Origin of the sequence: Streptomyces sp. MMG1533, assembly GCF_001279775.1 — a bacterium.
In the GTDB taxonomy this organism is placed as follows: domain Bacteria; phylum Actinomycetota; class Actinomycetes; order Streptomycetales; family Streptomycetaceae; genus Streptomyces.
In genome coordinates this window covers 13,036-31,727 of sequence record NZ_LGDG01000223.1, presented here as the reverse complement: position 1 = coordinate 31,727, position 18,692 = coordinate 13,036, and the positions used below count along the sequence as shown (strand labels likewise).

32 protein-coding genes are annotated in these 18,692 nt (G+C 68.4%); 21 read left to right on the top strand and 11 right to left on the bottom strand.

Annotated elements, in window-relative coordinates; all coding sequences use genetic code 11:
* Positions 1–48 precede the first annotated feature (48 nt).
* The 9 genes from ADK57_RS46575 to ADK57_RS25610 all read left to right on the top strand — a co-directional run bounded on the left by ADK57_RS46575 (position 49) and on the right by ADK57_RS25610 (position 6,353).
* A complete protein-coding gene (locus ADK57_RS46575) occupies positions 49–990 on the top strand; it encodes an N-acetylmuramoyl-L-alanine amidase (RefSeq protein ID WP_063786005.1) in 942 nt (313 codons plus the stop codon).
* A gap of 17 nt (positions 991–1,007) precedes the next feature.
* Positions 1,008–1,370: a hypothetical protein gene (locus ADK57_RS25645; RefSeq protein WP_053751919.1), complete on the top strand. Its 363-nt coding sequence runs from the start codon at positions 1,008–1,010 to the stop codon at positions 1,368–1,370.
* Positions 1,371–1,382: 12 nt separating this feature from the next.
* Complete coding sequence (locus tag ADK57_RS25640) at positions 1,383–1,730, top strand: hypothetical protein (RefSeq protein WP_053751918.1); 348 nt, start codon at positions 1,383–1,385, stop codon at positions 1,728–1,730.
* Between the two features lie 642 nt (positions 1,731–2,372).
* Positions 2,373–2,672 carry a hypothetical protein gene (locus tag ADK57_RS25635; protein ID WP_053751917.1) on the top strand — a complete coding sequence of 100 codons (300 nt, stop codon included), beginning with the start codon at positions 2,373–2,375 and terminating at the stop codon, positions 2,670–2,672.
* Between the two features lie 340 nt (positions 2,673–3,012).
* On the top strand, positions 3,013–3,969 hold the full coding sequence (locus ADK57_RS25630; protein WP_053751916.1) for a 3'-5' exonuclease: 957 nt from the start codon (positions 3,013–3,015) through the stop codon (positions 3,967–3,969).
* A 137-nt stretch (positions 3,970–4,106) separates the two neighbouring features.
* Entirely contained in the window at positions 4,107–4,676 is a 570-nt protein-coding gene (locus ADK57_RS25625; RefSeq protein WP_053751915.1) for a recombinase family protein, read from the top strand.
* Complete coding sequence (locus tag ADK57_RS51410) at positions 4,673–5,224, top strand: endonuclease domain-containing protein (protein WP_234390419.1); 552 nt, start codon at positions 4,673–4,675, stop codon at positions 5,222–5,224. Before ADK57_RS25625 ends, ADK57_RS51410 begins: the two co-directional genes overlap by 4 nt.
* Positions 5,221–5,886 carry a hypothetical protein gene (locus ADK57_RS25615; RefSeq protein WP_053751913.1) on the top strand — a complete coding sequence of 222 codons (666 nt, stop codon included), beginning with the start codon at positions 5,221–5,223 and terminating at the stop codon, positions 5,884–5,886. The genes ADK57_RS51410 and ADK57_RS25615 overlap by 4 nt, the downstream gene beginning before the upstream one ends.
* Before the next feature lie 131 nt (positions 5,887–6,017).
* Entirely contained in the window at positions 6,018–6,353 is a 336-nt protein-coding gene (locus ADK57_RS25610; RefSeq protein WP_053751912.1) for a hypothetical protein, read from the top strand.
* Here ADK57_RS25610 and ADK57_RS25605 read toward each other — a convergent pair.
* Positions 6,342–6,560, bottom strand: a complete 219-nt coding sequence (locus ADK57_RS25605) for a hypothetical protein (protein ID WP_053751911.1) — start codon at positions 6,558–6,560, stop codon at positions 6,342–6,344. The two genes, ADK57_RS25610 and ADK57_RS25605, sit on opposite strands and share 12 nt — an antisense overlap.
* Before the next feature lie 337 nt (positions 6,561–6,897).
* On the opposite strand from ADK57_RS25605, the gene ADK57_RS25600 reads away from it, so the two are divergent.
* Entirely contained in the window at positions 6,898–7,251 is a 354-nt protein-coding gene (locus tag ADK57_RS25600) for a hypothetical protein (protein WP_053751910.1), read from the top strand.
* 140 nt (positions 7,252–7,391) lie between these two features.
* Entirely contained in the window at positions 7,392–7,730 is a 339-nt protein-coding gene (locus ADK57_RS25595; RefSeq protein ID WP_053751909.1) for a hypothetical protein, read from the top strand.
* 72 nt (positions 7,731–7,802) lie between these two features.
* Here ADK57_RS25595 and ADK57_RS25590 read toward each other — a convergent pair whose 3' ends face one another.
* From ADK57_RS25590 to ADK57_RS25580, 3 genes are all read right to left on the bottom strand, one after another.
* Entirely contained in the window at positions 7,803–8,039 is a 237-nt protein-coding gene (locus ADK57_RS25590) for a hypothetical protein (RefSeq protein WP_053751908.1), read from the bottom strand.
* Between the two features lie 92 nt (positions 8,040–8,131).
* Complete coding sequence (locus ADK57_RS25585) at positions 8,132–8,317, bottom strand: hypothetical protein (RefSeq protein ID WP_053751907.1); 186 nt, start codon at positions 8,315–8,317, stop codon at positions 8,132–8,134.
* Positions 8,318–8,522: 205 nt separating this feature from the next.
* Positions 8,523–8,858 (bottom strand): DUF6233 domain-containing protein, encoded by a 336-nt coding sequence (locus ADK57_RS25580; protein ID WP_053751906.1) that lies wholly within the window; start codon positions 8,856–8,858, stop codon positions 8,523–8,525.
* 44 nt (positions 8,859–8,902) lie between these two features.
* Here ADK57_RS25580 and ADK57_RS25575 point away from each other — a divergent pair, with 44 nt between their 5' ends.
* From ADK57_RS25575 to ADK57_RS25560, 6 genes are all read left to right on the top strand, one after another.
* Positions 8,903–9,124, top strand: coding sequence for a LexA family protein (locus tag ADK57_RS25575; RefSeq protein ID WP_053751905.1), 222 nt, complete (start codon positions 8,903–8,905; stop codon positions 9,122–9,124).
* The gene (locus ADK57_RS25570; RefSeq protein WP_053751904.1) at positions 9,121–9,315 is read left to right on the top strand and encodes a hypothetical protein; all 195 of its coding nucleotides are present in this window, start codon (positions 9,121–9,123) and stop codon (positions 9,313–9,315) included. Before ADK57_RS25575 ends, ADK57_RS25570 begins: the two co-directional genes overlap by 4 nt.
* A gap of 20 nt (positions 9,316–9,335) precedes the next feature.
* Complete coding sequence (locus tag ADK57_RS50045) at positions 9,336–9,521, top strand: hypothetical protein (RefSeq protein WP_159050144.1); 186 nt, start codon at positions 9,336–9,338, stop codon at positions 9,519–9,521.
* Complete coding sequence (locus ADK57_RS25565; RefSeq protein ID WP_053751903.1) at positions 9,518–9,739, top strand: hypothetical protein; 222 nt, start codon at positions 9,518–9,520, stop codon at positions 9,737–9,739. The genes ADK57_RS50045 and ADK57_RS25565 overlap by 4 nt, the downstream gene beginning before the upstream one ends.
* Positions 9,740–9,839: 100 nt before the next feature.
* The gene (locus ADK57_RS50040) at positions 9,840–10,016 is read left to right on the top strand and encodes a hypothetical protein (protein WP_159050143.1); all 177 of its coding nucleotides are present in this window, start codon (positions 9,840–9,842) and stop codon (positions 10,014–10,016) included.
* A 32-nt stretch (positions 10,017–10,048) separates the two neighbouring features.
* Entirely contained in the window at positions 10,049–10,285 is a 237-nt protein-coding gene (locus ADK57_RS25560; protein ID WP_053751902.1) for a hypothetical protein, read from the top strand.
* Here the strand turns inward: ADK57_RS25560 and ADK57_RS25555 are convergent.
* Positions 10,282–10,488: a hypothetical protein gene (locus ADK57_RS25555; protein ID WP_159050142.1), complete on the bottom strand. Its 207-nt coding sequence runs from the start codon at positions 10,486–10,488 to the stop codon at positions 10,282–10,284. The genes ADK57_RS25560 and ADK57_RS25555 overlap by 4 nt on opposite strands.
* 104 nt (positions 10,489–10,592) lie before the next feature.
* Between ADK57_RS25555 and ADK57_RS25550 the strand changes: the two genes are divergently transcribed.
* Entirely contained in the window at positions 10,593–11,147 is a 555-nt protein-coding gene (locus ADK57_RS25550; RefSeq protein ID WP_053751900.1) for a ribbon-helix-helix protein, CopG family, read from the top strand.
* A gap of 42 nt (positions 11,148–11,189) precedes the next feature.
* On the opposite strand, the gene ADK57_RS25545 is transcribed toward ADK57_RS25550, so the two are convergent.
* Positions 11,190–11,381 (bottom strand): hypothetical protein, encoded by a 192-nt coding sequence (locus ADK57_RS25545; RefSeq protein ID WP_053751899.1) that lies wholly within the window; start codon positions 11,379–11,381, stop codon positions 11,190–11,192.
* A 34-nt stretch (positions 11,382–11,415) separates the two neighbouring features.
* A complete protein-coding gene (locus ADK57_RS25540) occupies positions 11,416–11,661 on the bottom strand; it encodes a GntR family transcriptional regulator (protein WP_234390418.1) in 246 nt (81 codons plus the stop codon).
* Positions 11,662–11,805: 144 nt separating this feature from the next.
* Between ADK57_RS25540 and ADK57_RS25535 the strand changes: the two genes are divergently transcribed.
* On the top strand, positions 11,806–12,057 hold the full coding sequence (locus tag ADK57_RS25535; RefSeq protein WP_159050141.1) for a hypothetical protein: 252 nt from the start codon (positions 11,806–11,808) through the stop codon (positions 12,055–12,057).
* A 208-nt stretch (positions 12,058–12,265) separates the two neighbouring features.
* Here ADK57_RS25535 and ADK57_RS47840 read toward each other — a convergent pair whose 3' ends face one another.
* From ADK57_RS47840 to ADK57_RS25520, 3 genes are all read right to left on the bottom strand, one after another.
* Positions 12,266–12,889 (bottom strand): GntR family transcriptional regulator, encoded by a 624-nt coding sequence (locus ADK57_RS47840; RefSeq protein WP_078973331.1) that lies wholly within the window; start codon positions 12,887–12,889, stop codon positions 12,266–12,268.
* A 627-nt stretch (positions 12,890–13,516) separates the two neighbouring features.
* Positions 13,517–14,392, bottom strand: coding sequence for an undecaprenyl-diphosphate phosphatase (locus ADK57_RS25525; protein WP_053751896.1), 876 nt, complete (start codon positions 14,390–14,392; stop codon positions 13,517–13,519).
* 145 nt (positions 14,393–14,537) lie between these two features.
* Positions 14,538–15,008: a winged helix-turn-helix transcriptional regulator gene (locus ADK57_RS25520; protein ID WP_053751895.1), complete on the bottom strand. Its 471-nt coding sequence runs from the start codon at positions 15,006–15,008 to the stop codon at positions 14,538–14,540.
* 140 nt (positions 15,009–15,148) lie between these two features.
* Between ADK57_RS25520 and ADK57_RS25515 the strand changes: the two genes are divergently transcribed.
* Entirely contained in the window at positions 15,149–16,318 is a 1,170-nt protein-coding gene (locus ADK57_RS25515; protein ID WP_053751894.1) for a thiolase family protein, read from the top strand.
* A 22-nt stretch (positions 16,319–16,340) separates the two neighbouring features.
* Here the strand turns inward: ADK57_RS25515 and ADK57_RS25510 are convergent, their stop codons facing one another.
* Positions 16,341–17,135 carry a TVP38/TMEM64 family protein gene (locus ADK57_RS25510; protein WP_053751988.1) on the bottom strand — a complete coding sequence of 265 codons (795 nt, stop codon included), beginning with the start codon at positions 17,133–17,135 and terminating at the stop codon, positions 16,341–16,343.
* A gap of 329 nt (positions 17,136–17,464) precedes the next feature.
* On the opposite strand from ADK57_RS25510, the gene tuf reads away from it, so the two are divergent.
* A complete protein-coding gene (gene tuf, locus ADK57_RS25500; RefSeq protein WP_053751892.1) occupies positions 17,465–18,634 on the top strand; it encodes an elongation factor Tu in 1,170 nt (389 codons plus the stop codon).
* Positions 18,635–18,692: the final 58 nt, after the last annotated feature.

Below are 18,692 nucleotides of genomic sequence, written 5' to 3'. Positions count from 1 at the left end.
CCCGCGCCCCGGAACTGGGGCCTTTTTCATGCCCAGAAAGGGGGATGCATGGCTGCACCCCTCAGTGCCGACCGGCTCCTCGCTACTCTCCGCGCCGAAGGCGTCAAGGTGTCCGAGCGCTCCGGTTGGCGCACGCACAACCGCAACAGCAAGGGGTCCTGGTCGGATCTCAACGGCATCGTCATCCATCACACTGCGGGCCGTGACAGCCTCGCCCTGTGCTGGTCGGGCACGGACGCACTGCCCGGGCCGCTGTGCCATACGCATCTGGCGAAGTCGGGTGTGGCGACGATGGTCGGCTATGGCCGCACCAACCATGCTGGAACGTTTGCCCAGAACGCCTTCAACGCGATGCGTGACGAAGCATCCGTCCATCCGCGGCCGGATGCCGCGGAGCCGGTGGATGCGAACGCCCGCACCTACGGCATCGAGATCGAGAACTTGGGTGACGGCAAGGACCCGTACCCGGATGTGCAGTACGGCCAGGCCGTCAGGTGGGCTGCGGCGATCTGCCGGGCGCACGGCTGGTCCGCGGACAGTGTGATCGGCCACAAGGAAGGCACCCGCCGCAAGATCGACCCTTCGTTCGGCATGGACGCCTTCCGCAAGGCCGTCGACGAGCGGCTCGCCCACGAACCCAGCTGGAACCCCGACGAGGAGGACGACGTGGCGCTCACCGACGCCGACATCGACAAGATCGCCGCTGCGGCGGCGGAGAAGACACTGAAGCTGGACGGGGTCATCAAGTCCGACACCGACAGCCCGGACAATCCCTACGTCTCTCTCGCGACGATTACCCGCAATGCTGCGGTCGTGGTCCGCCGTGTCGAGACGAAGGTCGCAGCGCTCACCGAGGCGAACGCAAAGCTCGTCGACGCCGTCGCCCAACTCGCCGCCGGAGTCGGGGACCTCGACCCGGCCGCCATCGTCACCGAACTCAAGGCGGCCATCGAAAACATCACCATCCACCTAGACGCCGACGGCGCCTGAACAGAAACGAGACCATCATGAAGATCTTCGGCAGAGACCCGGTGCTGTTCCTGAACAGCCTGTCCGCCATCCTCGGCCTCGTCGTCACGTTCAACGTCGGCCTCACCGAGAACCAGGCCGGATGGATCGTGGCTGGCATGTCCGCCATCCTCGGCGCCGTCGCCGCAGCCCTCACCCGACCGATTGCCCCCCAGGCGTTCACCACTCTCGTCGCCACCGTCGCCTCCGCAGTCGCCGCGTTCGGCTACGACGTCGCGCCCACGACCACCGCCGCGATCAACGGCCTCGTCCTCGCCATCATCATGTTCATCACCCGCGGCCAGGTATCCCCGGCCAGCCCGACCGCGCCCGCCTCGCAGCCCGCGAAGCCGGTCCTCTGATCGGAGCCGGACGTGGCCGACGAGCCGTCGAACGCAGAGCTCGCCCACCGCATTGAGGCCATGCGCATAGACCTCAAAGACGACTTCCGGGAGCTCGTCGGACGACTCGACGCCAAAGTCTCCGTCGAACGCTACGAGATCGAGCGGCGCAACCGGGACGACGTCCACGTCCAGATGATGGAGCGGATCGCCGCAATCGAAACCGAGCGCCAGCAGGAGAAACGGGAAGCCGAACAAGAACGACGGAAGCAGGAGGATCAACGGCGCTCCGACAAGCGCCTCATCCTCACCGGGCTGATCGTGCCCGTCCTGCTCGTCCTGCTGCAGGTGTACCTCTCGGCGAGGGGAGCGGGCGCGTGAGTGCTCACAGCTCCCCGGCCAAAGCCCGCCGCCGAGCCGACGTCTGGTTCGTCCTCGCATCACTGTTCGCGCTCGCCGTACTGGCGTGGGTCGTCATCACCATGCAGCAGCTGTCCCACGACCTGCGTACAGCCAACGATGCCCGGGATGCGCTCGCCTCACAGGTACAGCGCCTGGGCGCCAAACCCATAGCGGGACCGCCCGGCAGTCGCGGCGAGCCCGGCCAGTCCATCACCGGCCCCAAAGGCGACAAAGGCGACCCCGGGGCCACAGGTCCGACCGGACCACCCGGGCCCTCAGGATCGCCAGGCGCTGACGGGGACGACGGCAGCGACGGAACCGAAGGCACCGCTGGCGAACCAGGAACGGTCGGCGCCACCGGCCCGGCAGGACCCGCCGGACCCCAAGGCCCGCAAGGCGAACCCGGACCAGCCGGACCCCAAGGCGAGCCAGGACCTGCTGGCCAGGACGGCAGCGACGGGCAGACCTGCCCCGACGGCTACTCGCTGCAGACTCCGAGCTATGACCCCTACGCCAAGGTATGCCGCCAGGACGGCGCCCCCGACCCGCAGCCAGGCAACGGAGGCGGCAACCCAAACCTGGCCCTGGACCCACAACGCCGCCAGTACATGTAGGAGAGCAATGCCTGAAGCCGCACCCCGAGCCCCGCGCCGCGACGACACCGCCGCCGACGCCCGCTCGCTGGAGCGGATGGGGCGCATCGAGCCTCAGCCGATTCCGGCACTCCCGGAACTACCGGCGCCGGCTCCCGCTGACGAGCAGGAAGCGGCGGAGCTCGCCGTGGCCCTCGCCGACGCGGGCATCGCCGCCACTGACAGCGACAAGACCGCTGTCCGGGCGCTCGCCTCCCTCGATGCGGCCACCGTGGAGACCGTGAAGAAGTGGCTCAAGGCGAAAGAGAAGGACACCCCAAGCGCGTAGGAGGCCCTGTGGCCGACGACGACACGAGCGACCCGCCGTTCCGGCTGTCGCCCCGCCCGTTCCGCGAACCCGACTGGCCCGCCGACGACGAGACTGAGTGACAACGCCCCCGTTCCCCTTGCTGCCTCACGGCGGCGGGGGAGCGGGGGCGGATTGCTGTGTCGGCCGCAGAGGTCACTCTTTGCCAACCCGTTACTGAGGCTCCAGGAGGCCGCTAGATCCCCGCACGTACACGCGTCCCTATAGGGGTGCGTCCGGATGGTTTGCGGGGGATTGCGAGCAATGCGAGGGACCGGGCAGCATCAGACCAACCCGTCACCGCTGCCGAGGAGTTCGCCCCGTGAGCGCCACCTACCAGAATCTGCCGGTCTACAGCACCGGCAGTGCACCCGCCCACCTCATGACCCGCGCTCAACTCCGCGACGCCGGCCGTCGACTCCGCCCCGGGCAGAAGAACCAGCCGCGGGCGTGGCTGTACTGCATGCCCCGCCACCACCACGCCCCGCTCTACACGCTCGAGCAGACCAGCCCGCAACCCAAGGCCACGGAAGCCCAACTCGCCGCGCTCGCCACGGGCCGGGCGGCCTGGTGGAAGCAGCGCGCCTGCCCGCACTGCGACGGGATCCATAAGGGGTGGTGCGATCAGGAGATGCTCGCGATGCTGCGGCAGGACCGGGAGGCCGCCGCCGAGTGGGCGCGCCGCATCCTCGACGCCCCGGCCAGCGTGGTCTTGGACACCGAGACCACCGGCCTCCATGACGGGGCGCGCATCGTCGAGATTGCCGTGCTCGGTGTCGACGGCAGCGTCATCCTCGACAGCCTCGTCAACCCGGGCGCACCCATCCCGGCCGAAGCGACCCGCATCCACCGCATCACCGACGACATGGTCAAGGCTGCGCCCACCTTCAGCGACCTCCTCGTGCCGCTCACCGGGGCACTCCTCAACCGCAAGGTCGTCATCTACAACCGGGACTTCGACAAACGCCGCCTCGCCATCGAACTCCACCACCACTACCGCACCCGCTGGGTCAACCTGGAGAAGCCCCGCAACGGCCGGCGCCGCATACACCCAGCCGCCCGCGCCTGGTTGGCCGCCCAATCGTGGGAGGACTGCGCCATGCAGGCATATGCGGAGTGGTGCGGCGACTGGACGTGGGATTACGAGGCGCGCGACAACGAGCCGCTGCACACGCAGGGCGACTACCGATGGCAGCGCCTGCCTGGCGCCGGGCACCGCGCGGCCGACGACTGCCGGGCCGTCATCGACGTGCTCAAGGAGATGGCGGGTAGCGCATAACGTCGGTTGAAGCGCGTGTCCGCAAACGAACGTCTGCGAGACATGTGTGGCGAACTCCGCTATCCTGCACCGTTGTTGTTGCATAACCCGTGTCCGCATCTATGTAACGCGCTACCCCGTTCGCGATACACTGAGTCATGCGAATCGGCTACGGACGCGTGTCCACCTCCGACCAACACCCCGAAGCTCAGCGGGACGCCCTCACTGACGCCAGATGCGATCAGATCTTCGTCGACAAGCTCAGCGGCAAGCTCGCCTCGCGGCCCGAACTCGACAAGGCGCTCGTCGCCGTCCGCGAAGGCGACCACCTCGTCATCACCAAGCTCGACCGGCTCGGCCGCTCACTCCGCAACCTCATGGACATCGGCGACGACCTCCGAGGGCGTGGCGTCCAGCTCGTCGTCCTGGATCAGGGCATCGACACCTCGACCCCCGTTGGGCAGATGTTCTTCCACATCCTGGGCGCCGTCGCCGAGTTCGAGCACTCCCTCATGGTCGAGCGGACCAAGCAAGGACTCGAAGCAGCCCGAGCGCGCGGCCGGACTGGCGGACAGAAGCCGAAACTCAAGACCCGTCAGATCAAACTCGCTCAGGAAATGTACGACGAGATTGGCTCGGACGGTAAGCGCAAGTACACCGTGCAGCAGATCGCCGAGGAGTTCGGCGTCAGCCGGCCCACCATCTACCGCCATCTGGAGCGCGCGTGACGGGCGCCGAGGAGGGCGGAGATCGTCGCACACTGGATTGGGCCGCGAAGGAAGTGCGACGCCGAAACGCTGTCGAGCGGGAATGGCTGGGCGCTACGACGCAGGGGCGCCCGACCTTCGCCGAGGCCGAACTCCTCGACCGACAGGGCATCCCGTCCTGTCACGTCTGGCGAGTCCCCGAGAGAGAGGTGCCGCCCCATCTGTCCGCCACGGAGGCTCTCCGTCGGTGGCAGGCCGGGGCGTGCGCGATGTGTAGCTCACGCCCGGAACGTCTACTGGTCGACCACTGCCACCGAACCGGACTCGTGCGCGGCCTGCTTTGTACCAGCTGCAACACGGCTGAGGGCTTGCAGAGCGCGCCGTCGTTCGTCGCCTACCGGCAACGGCCGCCAGCCGTGATGCTCGGCATGGAAGAACAGTACGGCTCAGCCTGGGACGGCCTCGCGCTGACGGCGACGAAGAAGGGCCAGCGCAACGCCGCCCACGTCGACGCAGCCGAAGCGCTCTTCGCCGGGATCACCGACCGATTCCGCCTGGAGGAAAAGTGACCGTTCACGAGGATGCAGCCCAGCTGCTACTGGAGGAGTGCCAGGCCGACCCCGAGAGCGCATCGAAGCTGGCCAAGATGCACGCCTCGCTTCGCGACGGCGCGTACAACCGCCAACTCATCGCGTGGGTGGGCCAAACGCAACGCGATCCCGCCTACTGGCCGGCCCATCAGGTTGCGGCTCTCACCGACGTCCTCGACGGCCTGGCCCACGGTCGCATCGTTCGCCGACGCGTTCGCGTGGGAGAGTTGCCCGGCCCGGACGCAGACCGGGAGGGGAACGCGGCGCGGTTGCGAAACCTCGACGCCCCGTTCCGCGCGCATCTGGACATGGCGCAGAACGGAGCAGACTGCGACGGGACGCTCTCGTGGGAAAGCCCGGTCAACCTTTGGCGGGCACTCGGCGTCCGCATGCTTCATCAGGCGGGCCTCTACGGCTCCCTGCACGCGCCCTTCGAGGTCCGACCGTGGAACGTGCCTTTGGAGGTCGGGTACACACTCCCCAGCCGGACGATGGCGCACCTAATTACGGAAGGTGCAGTCGCGCGGTGGGCCTACGAGGACAAGGAGATCTGCCTCCTGCTCGACTTGGCCCGCATCGGCACCATGGCGGGAACGAGGCCGCTACCAGCAGGCATCGAGCCTTTCGCCCTGGGCGTGTAGAACTTCCCACGCCCGGTAGCCCCGCCTTCTGGGGCTACATTCGGGAGGCCGACAAGTGGACCGATGCCGCCTCAGAGGACATCGGGTCGTGAGCACCCGCCCTGGGCGTCTGCCGACGAAAGTAGCCCCTGATGACAGATGACGACCGCTTCGAGAACGAGATCCTCTCCATGACAACCGCCCAGCCGGGCTGGACAGTCCGCGCTGTGATCAACGCTCACAAGCCGGGAACCAGTGAGCGCTGGGTGGAGGAGGAAGACGTGTTTCCCGTGGTGGGGTGGGCTGTTGTCGCCTGCCGCTACCGGGATGGCAGTGTCAGGAGCCAGGTTGAGCCTGTCTTCGTGACGAGTGCTGGCCGGCTGGAGCACGAGTCGCTGTACAGGTGGCAGTACTCCGAGTTGGAGCCCAGGGCGGGCCAGCCGAGGATCACGGTCTCCTTCGAGATCCTCGCGCCCTCAGCTGCGTAGCTCGGCACTGGAGGCCGGGCCTTCCAGGAGCTTTCTCAGCCGCGCGGCAGCCGCTGCGAGACCGTCGGTCGCCTTGAGGGCGGGGAGGGCCCGGCTGGCTTCCGTGGTGGTGAGGTAGAGGGCGTGAATGTCCTCGCCCTCGGCGATCCGGTGTTCCGCTTCGGTGAAGTCCACACGACCCCAACGCGGGACGTCCAGGCCCGTCACGGCTACCTCCGCCAACTAGGCGACGCATGAACGCCCCCGCAGCCACACACGGCTGCGGGGGCGTTCTGCCGTCGGGCTCAGCCCCAGGCGGTGTCGCTCATCGCGCCTCCTGCGTGCAGGTGCGGCCACTGCGCGCCCCGAAGGACTCCACCCGAAGGTGGCTGCGAACTCAGGTGGCCGCCCAACCACGGTAGGTGGAAGGCGCCCGTCCTGTCAGCACCGCGTGCCACACTGGCCGCTGGCCCGCCACGCATCCCCCGTCGTGGCGGGCCTTCTGGTGGTGTCGTAGCGTGGAGAGACGCCGACTCGCGGCGGTGTTCTCATGAGTGGAGGCACCATGGCGCTGAGCCGTTTGGCGAGCGAGTTCGCCGCCGAGATCAATAACCACGACTGGTCCGACGCCCCGTACCGCCGTGACCGCGCAGGTCACAATCGCAGTAGGGACCCGAAAGCCCCGCCTGAGCCACTGAGTGCGCGTCAGACGGACTACGTGCAGACCAACGTGATGTGGGTGGTAGCCCAGGTACTGGGCTACGAGGACCCGAACTTTGACCCCTGCGAGTTCGCTGAAGCGTGCGGCGTGGACATGGTGTCGAACCACAGCCTGAGCAAGGCAAGCATCTTGGCGGGCTTGCGTATCGACAACGGCCGGTATGCGACTCCGGGCACGTGGGATCACATGCCCGGGTAGCAGGGGAGCGGTGACGCGCACCTCTGGGACGTCGGGTGCTCTCTCGTATCGGTCTCTGTCAGTGGCGTGGCGCATACTTCTCTTAGGCGCGGGGCCTGTTGCGGTCGGGGTACGACCGCTGCAAGAGTCTGGGAGGACTCGTGCCCATAGGCCGCGTCAATGCCGCCAAGTTCATCGCTCGCCTTCTGCCCGAACCGCACGAGACGGATCTCGGCGGCGAGCCCGCCCACCACCTGATGGCCACGGTCCACGCTGACCGGGTGTGCCCGCCGTCGGGCCACCGCATCAGCTGGACTGATTGCTACGACAGCGCGAACATGCTGCCGCTGACCCTCAAAGCCGATCTGCTGCTGGAGCCGGACGGCGATCCGAGGCCGGTCCCGGAGTATCTGACAGGCGAGGCACGGGAGCGAGCGGAGCGCGCCGGCCATCAAGCGGCGTGGATCCGCCGGGAGGCTCACCGTCGCGGACTCCACTGACGGCCGGATGCTGGTCTAACTAGCCGGCGTTCGCCTTGCGCCCGCCCCGAGTTGGGGCGGGCGTTCGCGTGTTCAGTCGCCGTATTCGCGCACTGACCAGCCGTCTGGCACCTCACGGACCTCGAAGCCTGGAGCCATGATCTGGTGCAGTGTTTCGCCATCGGTCCACTCGTGGAGAATGTCCGAGAGGAGTGTGATGATCGGATCGTCGACGTTGTCGAAGAGGATGACGGGCTCGACGGCCAGGTTGTCGTCGGTTCGCCGCATCCCATCGACGGGGGTGGCCCAGCCGACGATCGGCATCACCATGATCAGACGGTCGTCGGGACACTCGATCGCTACTCGCCACCCATTCGGGGCTGCAGCAAAGGGGAACGGGGCTCCGGTCATGACGGCAGACCCTAGCCCTTAGCGTCGGGCAGCTGGCCGGGCTTGACCTCGACGAGCTCGATGTCCGTACAGCCGTCGCCCTCCAGCTTCGCCTTCTGTCGTTCGGCGCTCGCCTGGTCGTAGGCGACGGCGGAGGCCCGCGGTATCCCGTCCGGGTCGGTCCAGGTGAGCCCGTAGTTCTGCATCGTGATCGTCATGCGCTCATCATTGCTGCCGGTACTGACATCGCCCGTGAACTACTTCCGGTCACGCCTCTATCGCCATGGCTGGTTTGTGGTGCATCGTTGATCGCGCGGGATCCGCCACCCCCAGGTGAGGCCCCCGTTTGGGCCCTGCCGTCCTCAGGATGGCGGGGCCCGCCGCTCCTCCCGGTCCTCCCCGCGGGAGGATCGGCGCATGCCCTCAGCCAAGGAACCCGAGCTCCGTGTCTGGCCGGCAGGCTCCGCAGGCTTTCACCCCGTCGGCGAGTGCCCGCAGTGCCTCCTCCCGGGCTATGCCGCGCGATCGCTTGCCTGCGTTCCAGCAGCCGCCGGCGTGGACCTGGACGGGAGGGCTGTCGCGGTTGAGGCCGAGTTCGAGGAGCCAGTCGGGTGCGGGCGGCCGGGTTTGCTCGCCGTGCTGTCGTTCGGCGTCCCGCTGCTCGGCTGCCGCGATCGCTGCCCGCACTTGGTCGAGGGTGAGGGCGAGCCAGGTCTCCAGGGTGCGGAGTCTGGGCAGGTCGGGCGGGAGGTCGGTCACTCCTCCAGCTTGCACCAAAATTCGAACACGTGCTCTATTGAGGTATGGCACAGAACCGCGTCGACTACCTCACCGCCACCCAGGAACGCATCCTCGCCCGCATCCGGCAGGCCATCCTCGACGACGGCGACGCCCCAACCGTGGCCGAACTCGCCGCCCACGTCGGCCTGGCCGCCAGCACCGTCCACTACCAGCTGCGGGAACTGGAGTCGAAAGGCGCGATCAGCCGGACGCCGGGCCGGCCGCGCGGGATCCGGCTGACGTGAACCCTGACCGCTTCCACGTCACCCTCACCTCCGTCGGCCGCCCGACCATGCACGGCTGGTGGGACTCCGAGTCCACAGCCCGCGGCAAGGTCACCGAGTGGATCGGCCTCAGTAAGGGGCCCGGCGCCCGCGTCACCCTCGTCGACGAGGAGACCGGCACCGTGTTGACGACCTGGCCGGGCGAGGCGTGATCGTCTGCCATCCTGGCGGCATGGAGCGTTCCGAGCTGAGCCAGCGAATGTCGGAGATGGCCGAGCGGCTGAGGGATCTGCAAGCCGTGCAGCAGCAGATCGTGGCGGTTGCCCAACAGATCCAGGACATCATGGTCTTCGGTGGCCACCCCGAACTCACGGACCTCGACGACGAGCTGGACATCCTCTACAGGGGGCAGCTGTGAACCACCGCCTGTACCCGAATGCTGACCGTGCTCTGCGCCAGCTCGACCGTGACTACCAGGGGCCGCCCGTGCTCCAGATGCCGGAGTGTCTGCGGCCGATGGCGGACAGCTTCGACCGACTGCGCGAGGGCACGGAGCAGGCTGCCGAGCAGGGCTACGGGGCGGGCATCTACGTCCTGTCGATGCGGCGCCCTGGCGTTGTCAGTGGCGGCGCTTAAGCTGATCGGACCATCCGACAGCTGTCTAGCAAGTCGGGTTTGCTGCTGCCGCCCCCGCCGACGTAGAACCCCGGCGGGGGCGCTGCTCTAGGGAGGACTGATGCTGCGCCGCCTGCTCGCTCGTTTCCGCCGTGGCGGGTCGATGCCGTCGTACCGGTCCCGCCCAGGTGAGCAGCGGGTCATCCTGTCGCCGGGCCGGGTACAGCTTCCGCCGGGCGCCGAGGACCGCTTCCCGCCGGAGCTCATCGACCGCATCAACCAGGGGAGGCAGCCGTGAATGGTGACCGTCCTTCGCTGACAGGTGACTGGTTGCGCGACACGCGGCAGGCGTTGATGGAGCGCGAGAACGCGATCGTCCTGGGCGTGCTCCAGCAGCCTGACTATCCACCGCTTCCGGAGTGTCCGGCCTGCGGTATCGCACCGGAGCGCATCGACACCCGCCAGTCCGAGCTGAGGTTCGGTCGGCCCGATGTGCCGACGTTCATCGACTTCGGCCCGTGCGGTCACGGCTTCCAGATCTCCGAGGCGGAGATCCTGCGCGCCTAGCCCTCGACCGTCTCCGCGTGCCGGACGGCCCGCTTGAGCCTCATCTCAACCGTGTACCGGTCGACGCCCGCTTCGGCCGCGAACTGGGTGAGCCGCGCCTGTACGGCGGTCGCGGTCGCCACGGTCAGTCGTCCGGCTTGGATCTCCTCCCAGGCGGAACGTTCCAGCGCGATCAGATCCTCGGGGAAGTCGATGGTTGCCACGGGCGGGATCTTATGTGACTGCACGCGGCATGGTTCTCCATATTGAAAACCTGCGATGGATCCACTAGGGTTTCCCATATCGAAAACCTTGAAGGGGGAACCTCATGAGCCAGCCCACCAACCCCGGCGGCCGACCCGCGATCGGCCCCGCCATCAGCGTGGCCTACCCCGAAAGCCTCCTCGCCGAAGTTGACGCAGACGCCAACCGTCAGCACATGAGCCGCGCCCAGTGGCTCCGCGAAGCCGCCGCTGCCGCCCTCCCGCACCAGACCCTCCAGCGCAAGCCGGAACTGCAGGAGGCGATGGGCGACCTGGACGCGGATCTGGCTGGTCGGCGAGAGTGGGCCCTCAATGCCGAATACCCCCTCGAAGAGCGCACCTTCCAAGCCGAGGCGTACTCCTCCACCATCCATGAGCTGCGAACCCTGCTGGGCCAGATGCGGGACGCCCTGCCGAAGCAGGAAGCACGTGACGCCTACGCGCAGGCGGAAGCCTCGGAGCCGGAGAACTCGCTCGTGACCGCCAAAGCGTGGGGCCGGTCGAATGCGGCAGAGATGATGGACTCAATCCTGGACGCGATCACGATGATGCTGCCGGTCGATGGGGTCAGCGTCCGCGACCGCGCCGAGCTGGACGACCCGAACGAGAACCTCGACTAGAGCCGAGCCGCACTGGAAGCCCCGCCACCGTGCGGGGCTTCGTCACGCCGCTTCGGCGACGTCCCCGCGCTCGACAGCCCGGAGCGCGGCCAGCAGCCGCTGATACTCGGCCCGCTGCACATCCGTCAGCGCCACCGCAGGATGCCCGCGCCCATCAATCCAGAACGCGCGGATCCGCTCGTTCAGGTCATCGGCAGACAGCTCGCAGCCGTCCGGCGGGAGGGTGGGGGACATGATCCCGAGTCTATCGGCGGGGTCGGACAGCGGGCTATGCGTCAGCGCTCCGGTCAACTACGTACAGGCCCATGCCCCGGACGGACTCGATGAGGCCCTCGTCCTTCAGTACCTGCGTGGCTTTGCGGAGAGTGTCACGGGCGACCTCGTATTCCTGCTCCATCTCGACGGTGGAGGGGATCCGCCGACCTGGAGGGATCGTGCCGTCCTCGATCTGCCGCCGGAGATGGTCGGCGATCTGGCGGTACGGAGGTACGGGCCCCTCCCGGTCGATGATCACGTTCGGACGCTAGCCCGCCACCCCTGGCCCGCCATAGCTACCCCCGGGGGTGGTATGGGGTAGTAAGGTCCAATGGAGTAGTCGAGACCCCCGCGACCGCGCAACCGGCCCGGGGGCATGGCCGACGAACGGAGCGACGTCGACGTGGACGAGCGTAGAGACCCAAACCCCGACGACGGAACCGTCCGGGCAGCCGCGGCTGCCGCAGTCCTAGCCGCCGGCGTCGGTCAACTCACTCCTGTGCAGCAGGCGTACAGCGCCTACACCCGCCACTCCCTCCGCTGTGACGACTGCCGGGACATCGACCGGTCCTGCGGCGTCGCCGAGGAACTGTGGCGCAACTACCGGACCGTGAGCGGCCACGCCTGCGACCAGATAGGCGACAGCACCCGCTGACCCCCGGCCACCGCCGACGGCTCGCCGCCGCGGCGGCTTCGGGTTACCTGCAGGAACGTTTGGCCAACGCCCCACCTGTGGTTACGGACAGATATGGGTTGTCGACTGAAAGTCAAAGAATACGCAGGGCACACCTTCCCCCACGACTGAAACTCGGCTTTACTCGTGACTCCGGCGCCCCACACGCCAGGACAGAAAGCGCCTTCTGCTACCGCATGGGCGCAAGTCGAATCAGCCAGCGATCCATCGGCAGGATCAGATCAGCAGTCTCCAGGGGGCGGCGGTGAACGTCGAAACGAGTGCGCACCACACGGAAAGCCGGCATGTCCACCAGCAGCCCCAGCGCATGCGCCTGCTCCTCCGTCAGCTCCACACAACCGAGCTCCGCCACATAGGACGCGTGCGGCCGGCGCTGACCGCGCCACCACGACGACACGAGCATCGCCGACCTGCCGCCCGGGTCCAGGCACTCCACCGTCTCGTGCCGCAACATCGCACCCACGTGGACACCAAGCCGCTCCGCAAGCTCCACCGTGGCGGGGCGCGGGCGGGTGTCGGTGGTCTCGGAGGAATACGGCCAGTCAGCGTCCGCGTCCGTGAGAGTACGCATAGCAGGAGGATGCGCCACATACACGGCCCGGCGCTCCTCGCCCTCCAAAACGCCCGTGCGGCGCAGGTGGACATAGGCGAGGCGAACCGTCTGAGGGTGTACGCCGAGTTCGGCAGCTAGCTCGGCACGCGAAGGCAGGTCTTGGCCCGGCTGCCACTCGCCGGCGGCGATGCGGCGCTGGATGTCAGCAGCGATGCGCCTGTAGCGCGCGCCCTCTGGCATCGAAACCCCTGCCGACGATCATGACGTGGAGTCCGACGCTATGAGGCGGCTGAGAGACTGGATATATCCAGCCCAGTCCCCAGCTGGCGTCGCCAGCAACTGAACAGAGGATTCGGCGCCCGCGGCATTCAGGTGGCCGCGGCCGTCGAGTGGCCCACCCCAAGCTCTGCGACGGGAGCAGTGCCGCAGAGCCGGAAGTGCTGCGCTGGACTAGAACATGTGTTCACACCTTCGAGTGAACGGGATCGACCGAGTGCTTCCCGCCGGGGATCAAGGGCATCGGGGAGTTCCAGCCACATCGAGAGGAGGCAGTCCAGCCAGCCCGAAGGCAGGGCCTGAGGCGCGGGGACCGGCAGCCATCCGGCACGAGCTACCCACTCGGTGGTGCCCGCCCTTGAACGGCCCGCGGCGACGCTCAGCCGCGGGCGATGAAACCGCCCTCCGGATCGCCAGGCCCACCTCCCAAGTGGGCGGTCCGGAGGGCGGTGTTCGATTCTCTACCCTCCCCCTGGGAGAACGGTGGGAGAATCGGGCTGCAATTCGCTGCAATTGGCGACGCGTTCCTGCAAGTAACTACGCAACAAGGCACGCAATTAGGCACTCACAAACGCGCGCTTGGAGCCCGCCTCACCCCGTCGATTCGGCCGCGTGAGGACTCAACGCACCCACACTGACCAGCACAATCACCAGTACACCGAGGGCGATGCGGTAGTACACGAACGGCATGAAGCTCTTGGTCGAGATGAACTTCATGAACCAGGCGATGACGGCATATCCGACCGCGAAGGCGATCACCGTCGCGAAGATCGTCGGCCCCCAGGAGACATGGTCGCTCTCCATCGCGTCCTTGAGTTCGAACAGGCCGGAGGCGAGTACCGCGGGGATGGCCAGGAGGAAGGAGTAGCGGGCCGCCGACTCGCGCTGGTAGCCCATGAAGAGGCCGCCGCTGATGGTGGCGCCGGAGCGGGAGACGCCCGGGATGAGGGCGCAGGCCTGGCAGAGGCCGTAGATCAGGCCGTCCTTGACGCTCAGGTCCTCGAGGGTCTTGCGCTGCTTGGCCGCGCGGTGCCGGCCGCCGCTCTCGTCGCGTGCGGCCAGCCGGTCGGCGATGCCGATGATCACGCCGACGACGATCAGCATCGTCGCGGTGATCCGCAGATCGCGGAACGGCCCCTCGATCTGGTCCTTGAGTGTCACGCCGAGCACACCGATCGGGATCGAGCCGACGATGACCAGCCAGCCCATCTGTGCGTCGTGGTCGCTGCGCATCTCCTTGTTCGCGAGCGAACGCGTCCAGGCCGAGATGATCCGCCCGATGTCCTTGCGGAAGTAGATCAGGACGGCCGCTTCGGTGCCGATCTGAGTGATCGCCGTGAAGGCCGCGCCCGGGTCCTCCCAGCCCGAGAAGGCCGCCGTCAGACGCAGGTGCGCGCTGGAGGAGACGGGGAGGAACTCGGTCAGCCCCTGGACGAGTCCGAGGATGAGGGATTCAAACCAAGACATGAAGTTACGGAGTCCAAGCGCTGATCGTGGTGAGGAGCGACGGGCACACCGAGCCGCCGGGTGCGGTGATCAGGTGTGTCGAGGGGCAGCGTAGCGTCCTGAAGTGACGGGCCCTGCACAGGGGTTTCGAAGCGGTGGCGCGGGGCTAGGCGGCCGTCGGCCCCGCCACTGTCCAGCCCGCGGCCTGGGGGTGGGCCTTCAGGTCCTCGTGCCGGACCGTGTCGCCGCAGGCCCGGCAGGTGACGACCGGGTCGAGGTCGTTGCCGCAGGAGTGCTCGACCGCCATCGGGCGGTCGTCGTCCTTGTGCAGATGGCGGTCGCCCCACGCCATCAGGGTCATGAGGACCGGCTCCAGTTCGAGTCCGGCCTGCGTCGGCCGGTACTCGAAGCGCTGCGGCCGCTCGCTGTACGCCTTCTTCGTGAGGATCCCGGCGTCCACGAGCCGGCGCAGCCGGGTGGCGAGGATGTCGCGGGGGGCGCCGATGTTGCGCACCAGCTGGTCGAAGCGGCCGTTGCCGAGGCACGCCTCGCGCAGGACCAGCAGGGAGTACTTCTCGCCGACGAGTGCGAGGGTGTCGGCGATGGAGCAGGGGCGCGGGTCCTTGGTGGCGGCCATGCTGCTCAGTCTAGGGGAGGGTTTGATCGTCCAACCCTGCCTGACCGAAAGAGGGTTTGAATTTCCAACCCCCAGGGCTATGGTGAGTTCGGATTTCCTACTCGCCGGTAGTCGCCGGCAGTCACCGTGGAGGCCGCACCATGCGCGACGCAGTCATCGTCGAAGCCGTACGCACTCCCGTGGGCAAGGGCAAGCCGAACGGCGCCCTCGCGCACGTGCACCCCGTCGAACTCCTCGCCCACACCCTGCGCACCCTCGTCGAGCGCTCCGGCGTCGACCCGGCGCTGGTCGACGACGTCATCGGCGGCACCGTCGACCAGGTCGGCGAGCAGGCCATGAACACCACCCGCTACGCCGTCCTGTCGGCGGGCTTCCCGGAGACCGTCCCCGCGACCACCGTCGACCGCCAGTGCGGCTCCTCCCAGCAGGCCGTGCACTTCGCCGCGCAGGGCGTCATCTCCGGCGCGTACGACATCGTCGTCGCCTGCGGTGTCGAGTCGATGAGCCGGGTCCCGATGTGGTCCAACGTGCCGGCCGGCAAGGACCCCTTCGGCCCCGGAGTCGCCGAGCGCTACCAGGAGGGCCTCGTCCCGCAGGGCATCAGCGCCGAACTGATCGCCGCCAAGTGGTCGATCACGCGTGAGCAGATGGACGCCTTCGCGGTCTCCTCGCACCACAAGGCCGCCACGGCCTGGGAAGCGGGCCTGTTCGACGCCGAGGTCGCGCCCCTGGAGGGCGTCTCACGCGACGAGTGCGTACGGCCGGGCAGCACCACCGAGATCCTGGCCGGCCTGAAGCCCGCCTACCACGACCCGGCCTTCGCCGAGCGCTTCCCGCAGATCGAGTGGAACGTCACCGCGGGCAACGCCAGCCCGGTCAACGACGGGGCGTCCGCCGTTCTCATCATGTCCGGCGAGACCGCGGCCCGCCTCGGCCTGCGCCCGCTCGCCCGGCTGCACAGCTTCGCCGTCACCGGCTCCGACCCCGTCCTGATGCTCACCGGCGTCATACCGGCGACGGAGAAGGTGTTGCGCAGGGCGCAGCTGTCCCTCGACGACATCGACCTGTTCGAGGTCAACGAGGCGTTCTCCAGCGTGGTCCTGGCCTGGCAGCAGGAGACGGGCGCCGACCTCGCCAAGGTCAACGTGCACGGAGGCGCGATCGCTCTCGGGCACCCGCTCGGCGCGAGCGGCACCCGGCTGACGACCACCCTCGTGCACGCGATGCGCGAGCGCGGCGCCCGCTACGCCCTGCAGACGATGTGCGAAGCGGGCGGACTCGCCAACGCGATGATTCTCGAAAGCGTGTGAGGGCGCTCGGCAAGCGTGTGAGTCAGGGCTGTCGGCCGCGCAGGTGGTGGCGCTTGCGCCAGGCCAGCACCGCGCCCACCAGCGCCGGCAGCGCGATGGCCGCCATCGCGATCAGAAAGGCCGGCGAGGTCGGCGCGGAGGCTCGGGCGCCCGCGACGACGTACGCGGCGGTGTTCGGGATCGAGCCGAGGGCCGTCGCCACGAGGAACGGGACGTAGCCCATGCGGGAGACGGCCGCGCAGTAGTTCGCGGCCCAGAACGGCACCCCGGGGAACAGCCTCGCCGCCAGCATCGAACGGAAGCCGTGCCGGCTGAGCTGACCGTCCGCGGCCTTCAGCCACCGGCCGCGCAGCAGCGGGCGCAGCGCATCCTGCCCGAGGATCCGGCCGAGGCCGAAGGCGAGTCCGGCGCCGAGCACCGTGCCCACGATCGCCGAACCGACGCCGAGTTGGGAGCCGAAGAGCGCGCCCGCCCCGAGGTTCAGCAGCGGGCGCGGTACGAAGGCGACCGTGCACAGCCCGTAGGCCACCGCGAACACCAGCGCCGCCGCGGCTCCGCCGAGCTGCGGCGGCCACCCGTCCGCCATCAGTCTCTGCGGTTCGAAGAGCAGTACGGCCGAGGCGGCGCCCGCGAGCAGGGCGATGAGCAGGGACAGGCGCGACCAGGGAGAGAGCAACACTCTCGTGCAGCGCGCGGCGAGGCCCACCGGAGCGGGTACGGCGAGCTCCGGAGCGGGGACGGCGACGGCGAGCTCCGTGGCGGCGGCCCGGGGAGTGGCCGTGGCGGTGCCCCCAGAGCGGGTGGTGGCATCGAGCATCCAGTGACGGTAACCGACGGACATGTGTGATCGGCGTATGGATCCTGTCCGTTGTGCGGTCCGGCGCCGCGAAAAACCATTCGACGTGGGACAACGCGTCGGCAATGATCTGCGTCATGTTCCGGTACGCCTTCCTCCTCGCAGCATCCGCAGTCGCGGATGCGCCGAAGGCTGCCGTTCCCTTCTTCTTCCCGGCCGCTGCCGACGGCGCCCGAAGCTGACCCTCTCCGGATCGTCCGGCGGACCCCGCAGGGGGAGGGTCGGCGAGTCCTCGGGGTCCCCATCTCCTGCGAAGAGATCTGCCTACGAAGAGGCTTCGAGGTATCGCCATGTCCAAGACGGCATACGTCCGCACCAAACCGCATCTCAACATCGGCACCATGGGTCACGTCGACCACGGCAAGACCACCCTGACGGCCGCCATCACCAAGGTGCTCGCCGAGCGCGGTTCCGGCACGTTCGTGCCGTTCGACCGCATCGACCGGGCGCCGGAGGAGGCGGCGCGGGGTATCACCATCAACATCGCGCACGTCGAGTACGAGACCGACACCCGGCACTACGCGCACGTGGACATGCCCGGCCACGCCGACTACGTCAAGAACATGGTCACCGGCGCCGCGCAGCTGGACGGGGCCATCCTCGTCGTCTCCGCGCTGGACGGGATCATGCCGCAGACCGCCGAGCACGTGCTGCTCGCCCGGCAGGTGGGCGTCAATCACGTCGTCGTCGCCCTGAACAAGGCCGACGCGGGCGACGAGGAACTCATCGACCTGGTCGAGCTGGAGGTGCGCGACCTGCTCACCGCGCACGGCTACGGCGGCGACTCGGTGCCGGTCGTACGGGTCTCGGGGCTGAAGGCTCTTGAGGGGGACCCGCGATGGACGGCCTCGATCGAGGCGCTGCTCGACGCGGTGGACACGTATGTGCCGATGCCCGAGCGGTATCTGGACGCGCCGTTCCTGATGCCCGTGGAGAACGTGCTCACGATCACCGGCCGCGGGACGGTCGTCACGGGCGCCGTCGAGCGGGGCACTGTGCGGGTCGGGGACCGGGTCGAAGTGCTCGGGGCTCTTGTCGAGACGGTGGTCACGGGGGTGGAGACCTTCGGCAAGCCGATGGATGAGGCGCAGGCCGGGGACAACGTGGCGTTGCTGCTGCGGGGTGTTGCGCGGGAGGCGGTGCGGCGGGGGCAGGTGGTCGCGGCGCCGGGGAGCGTGGTGCCAGGGAGGCGTTTCACGGCGCAGGTGTACGTCCTTTCGGCGCGGGAGGGCGGTCGTACGACGCCGGTCGTGACCGGGTATCGGCCGCAGTTCTACATCCGTACCGCGGATGTGGTCGGGTCCGTGGATCTCGGGGAGATGGCGGTCGCGCGGCCCGGTGAGACGGTTGCCATGGCCGTCGAGCTGGGGCGGGAGGTGCCGCTCGAGCCGGGGCTCGGGTTCGCCATCCGTGAGGGCGGTCGGACCGTCGGCGCCGGGACCGTGACAGCCGTCGTGTGAGGAGTGTTGCCGTGGCCGGGGGGCTGTGGGGCCGTTGTGGCTGGTCGCGCCCGCGTGG

Excerpts from the sequence above, each read along its gene's own strand:
- ADK57_RS46575 (WP_063786005.1), top strand. The coding sequence starts at position 49 with ATGGCTGCACCCCTCAGTGCCGACCGGCTCCTCGCTACTCTCCGCGCC.
- ADK57_RS25645 (WP_053751919.1), top strand. The coding sequence starts at position 1,008 with ATGAAGATCTTCGGCAGAGACCCGGTGCTGTTCCTGAACAGCCTGTCC.
- ADK57_RS25635 (WP_053751917.1), top strand. The coding sequence starts at position 2,373 with ATGCCTGAAGCCGCACCCCGAGCCCCGCGCCGCGACGACACCGCCGCC.
- ADK57_RS25625 (WP_053751915.1), top strand. The coding sequence starts at position 4,107 with ATGCGAATCGGCTACGGACGCGTGTCCACCTCCGACCAACACCCCGAA.
- ADK57_RS25610 (WP_053751912.1), top strand. The coding sequence starts at position 6,018 with ATGACAGATGACGACCGCTTCGAGAACGAGATCCTCTCCATGACAACC.
- ADK57_RS25600 (WP_053751910.1), top strand. The coding sequence starts at position 6,898 with ATGGCGCTGAGCCGTTTGGCGAGCGAGTTCGCCGCCGAGATCAATAAC.
- ADK57_RS25590 (WP_053751908.1), bottom strand. The coding sequence starts at position 8,039 with ATGGTGATGCCGATCGTCGGCTGGGCCACCCCCGTCGATGGGATGCGG.
- ADK57_RS25585 (WP_053751907.1), bottom strand. The coding sequence starts at position 8,317 with ATGACGATCACGATGCAGAACTACGGGCTCACCTGGACCGACCCGGAC.
- ADK57_RS25575 (WP_053751905.1), top strand. The coding sequence starts at position 8,903 with ATGGCACAGAACCGCGTCGACTACCTCACCGCCACCCAGGAACGCATC.
- ADK57_RS50045 (WP_159050144.1), top strand. The coding sequence starts at position 9,336 with ATGGAGCGTTCCGAGCTGAGCCAGCGAATGTCGGAGATGGCCGAGCGG.
- ADK57_RS50040 (WP_159050143.1), top strand. The coding sequence starts at position 9,840 with ATGCTGCGCCGCCTGCTCGCTCGTTTCCGCCGTGGCGGGTCGATGCCG.
- ADK57_RS25550 (WP_053751900.1), top strand. The coding sequence starts at position 10,593 with ATGAGCCAGCCCACCAACCCCGGCGGCCGACCCGCGATCGGCCCCGCC.
- ADK57_RS25545 (WP_053751899.1), bottom strand. The coding sequence starts at position 11,381 with ATGTCCCCCACCCTCCCGCCGGACGGCTGCGAGCTGTCTGCCGATGAC.
- ADK57_RS47840 (WP_078973331.1), bottom strand. The coding sequence starts at position 12,889 with ATGCCAGAGGGCGCGCGCTACAGGCGCATCGCTGCTGACATCCAGCGC.
- ADK57_RS25525 (WP_053751896.1), bottom strand. The coding sequence starts at position 14,392 with ATGTCTTGGTTTGAATCCCTCATCCTCGGACTCGTCCAGGGGCTGACC.
- ADK57_RS25520 (WP_053751895.1), bottom strand. The coding sequence starts at position 15,008 with ATGGCCGCCACCAAGGACCCGCGCCCCTGCTCCATCGCCGACACCCTC.
- ADK57_RS25515 (WP_053751894.1), top strand. The coding sequence starts at position 15,149 with ATGCGCGACGCAGTCATCGTCGAAGCCGTACGCACTCCCGTGGGCAAG.
- ADK57_RS25510 (WP_053751988.1), bottom strand. The coding sequence starts at position 17,135 with ATGCTCGATGCCACCACCCGCTCTGGGGGCACCGCCACGGCCACTCCC.
- tuf (WP_053751892.1), top strand. The coding sequence starts at position 17,465 with ATGTCCAAGACGGCATACGTCCGCACCAAACCGCATCTCAACATCGGC.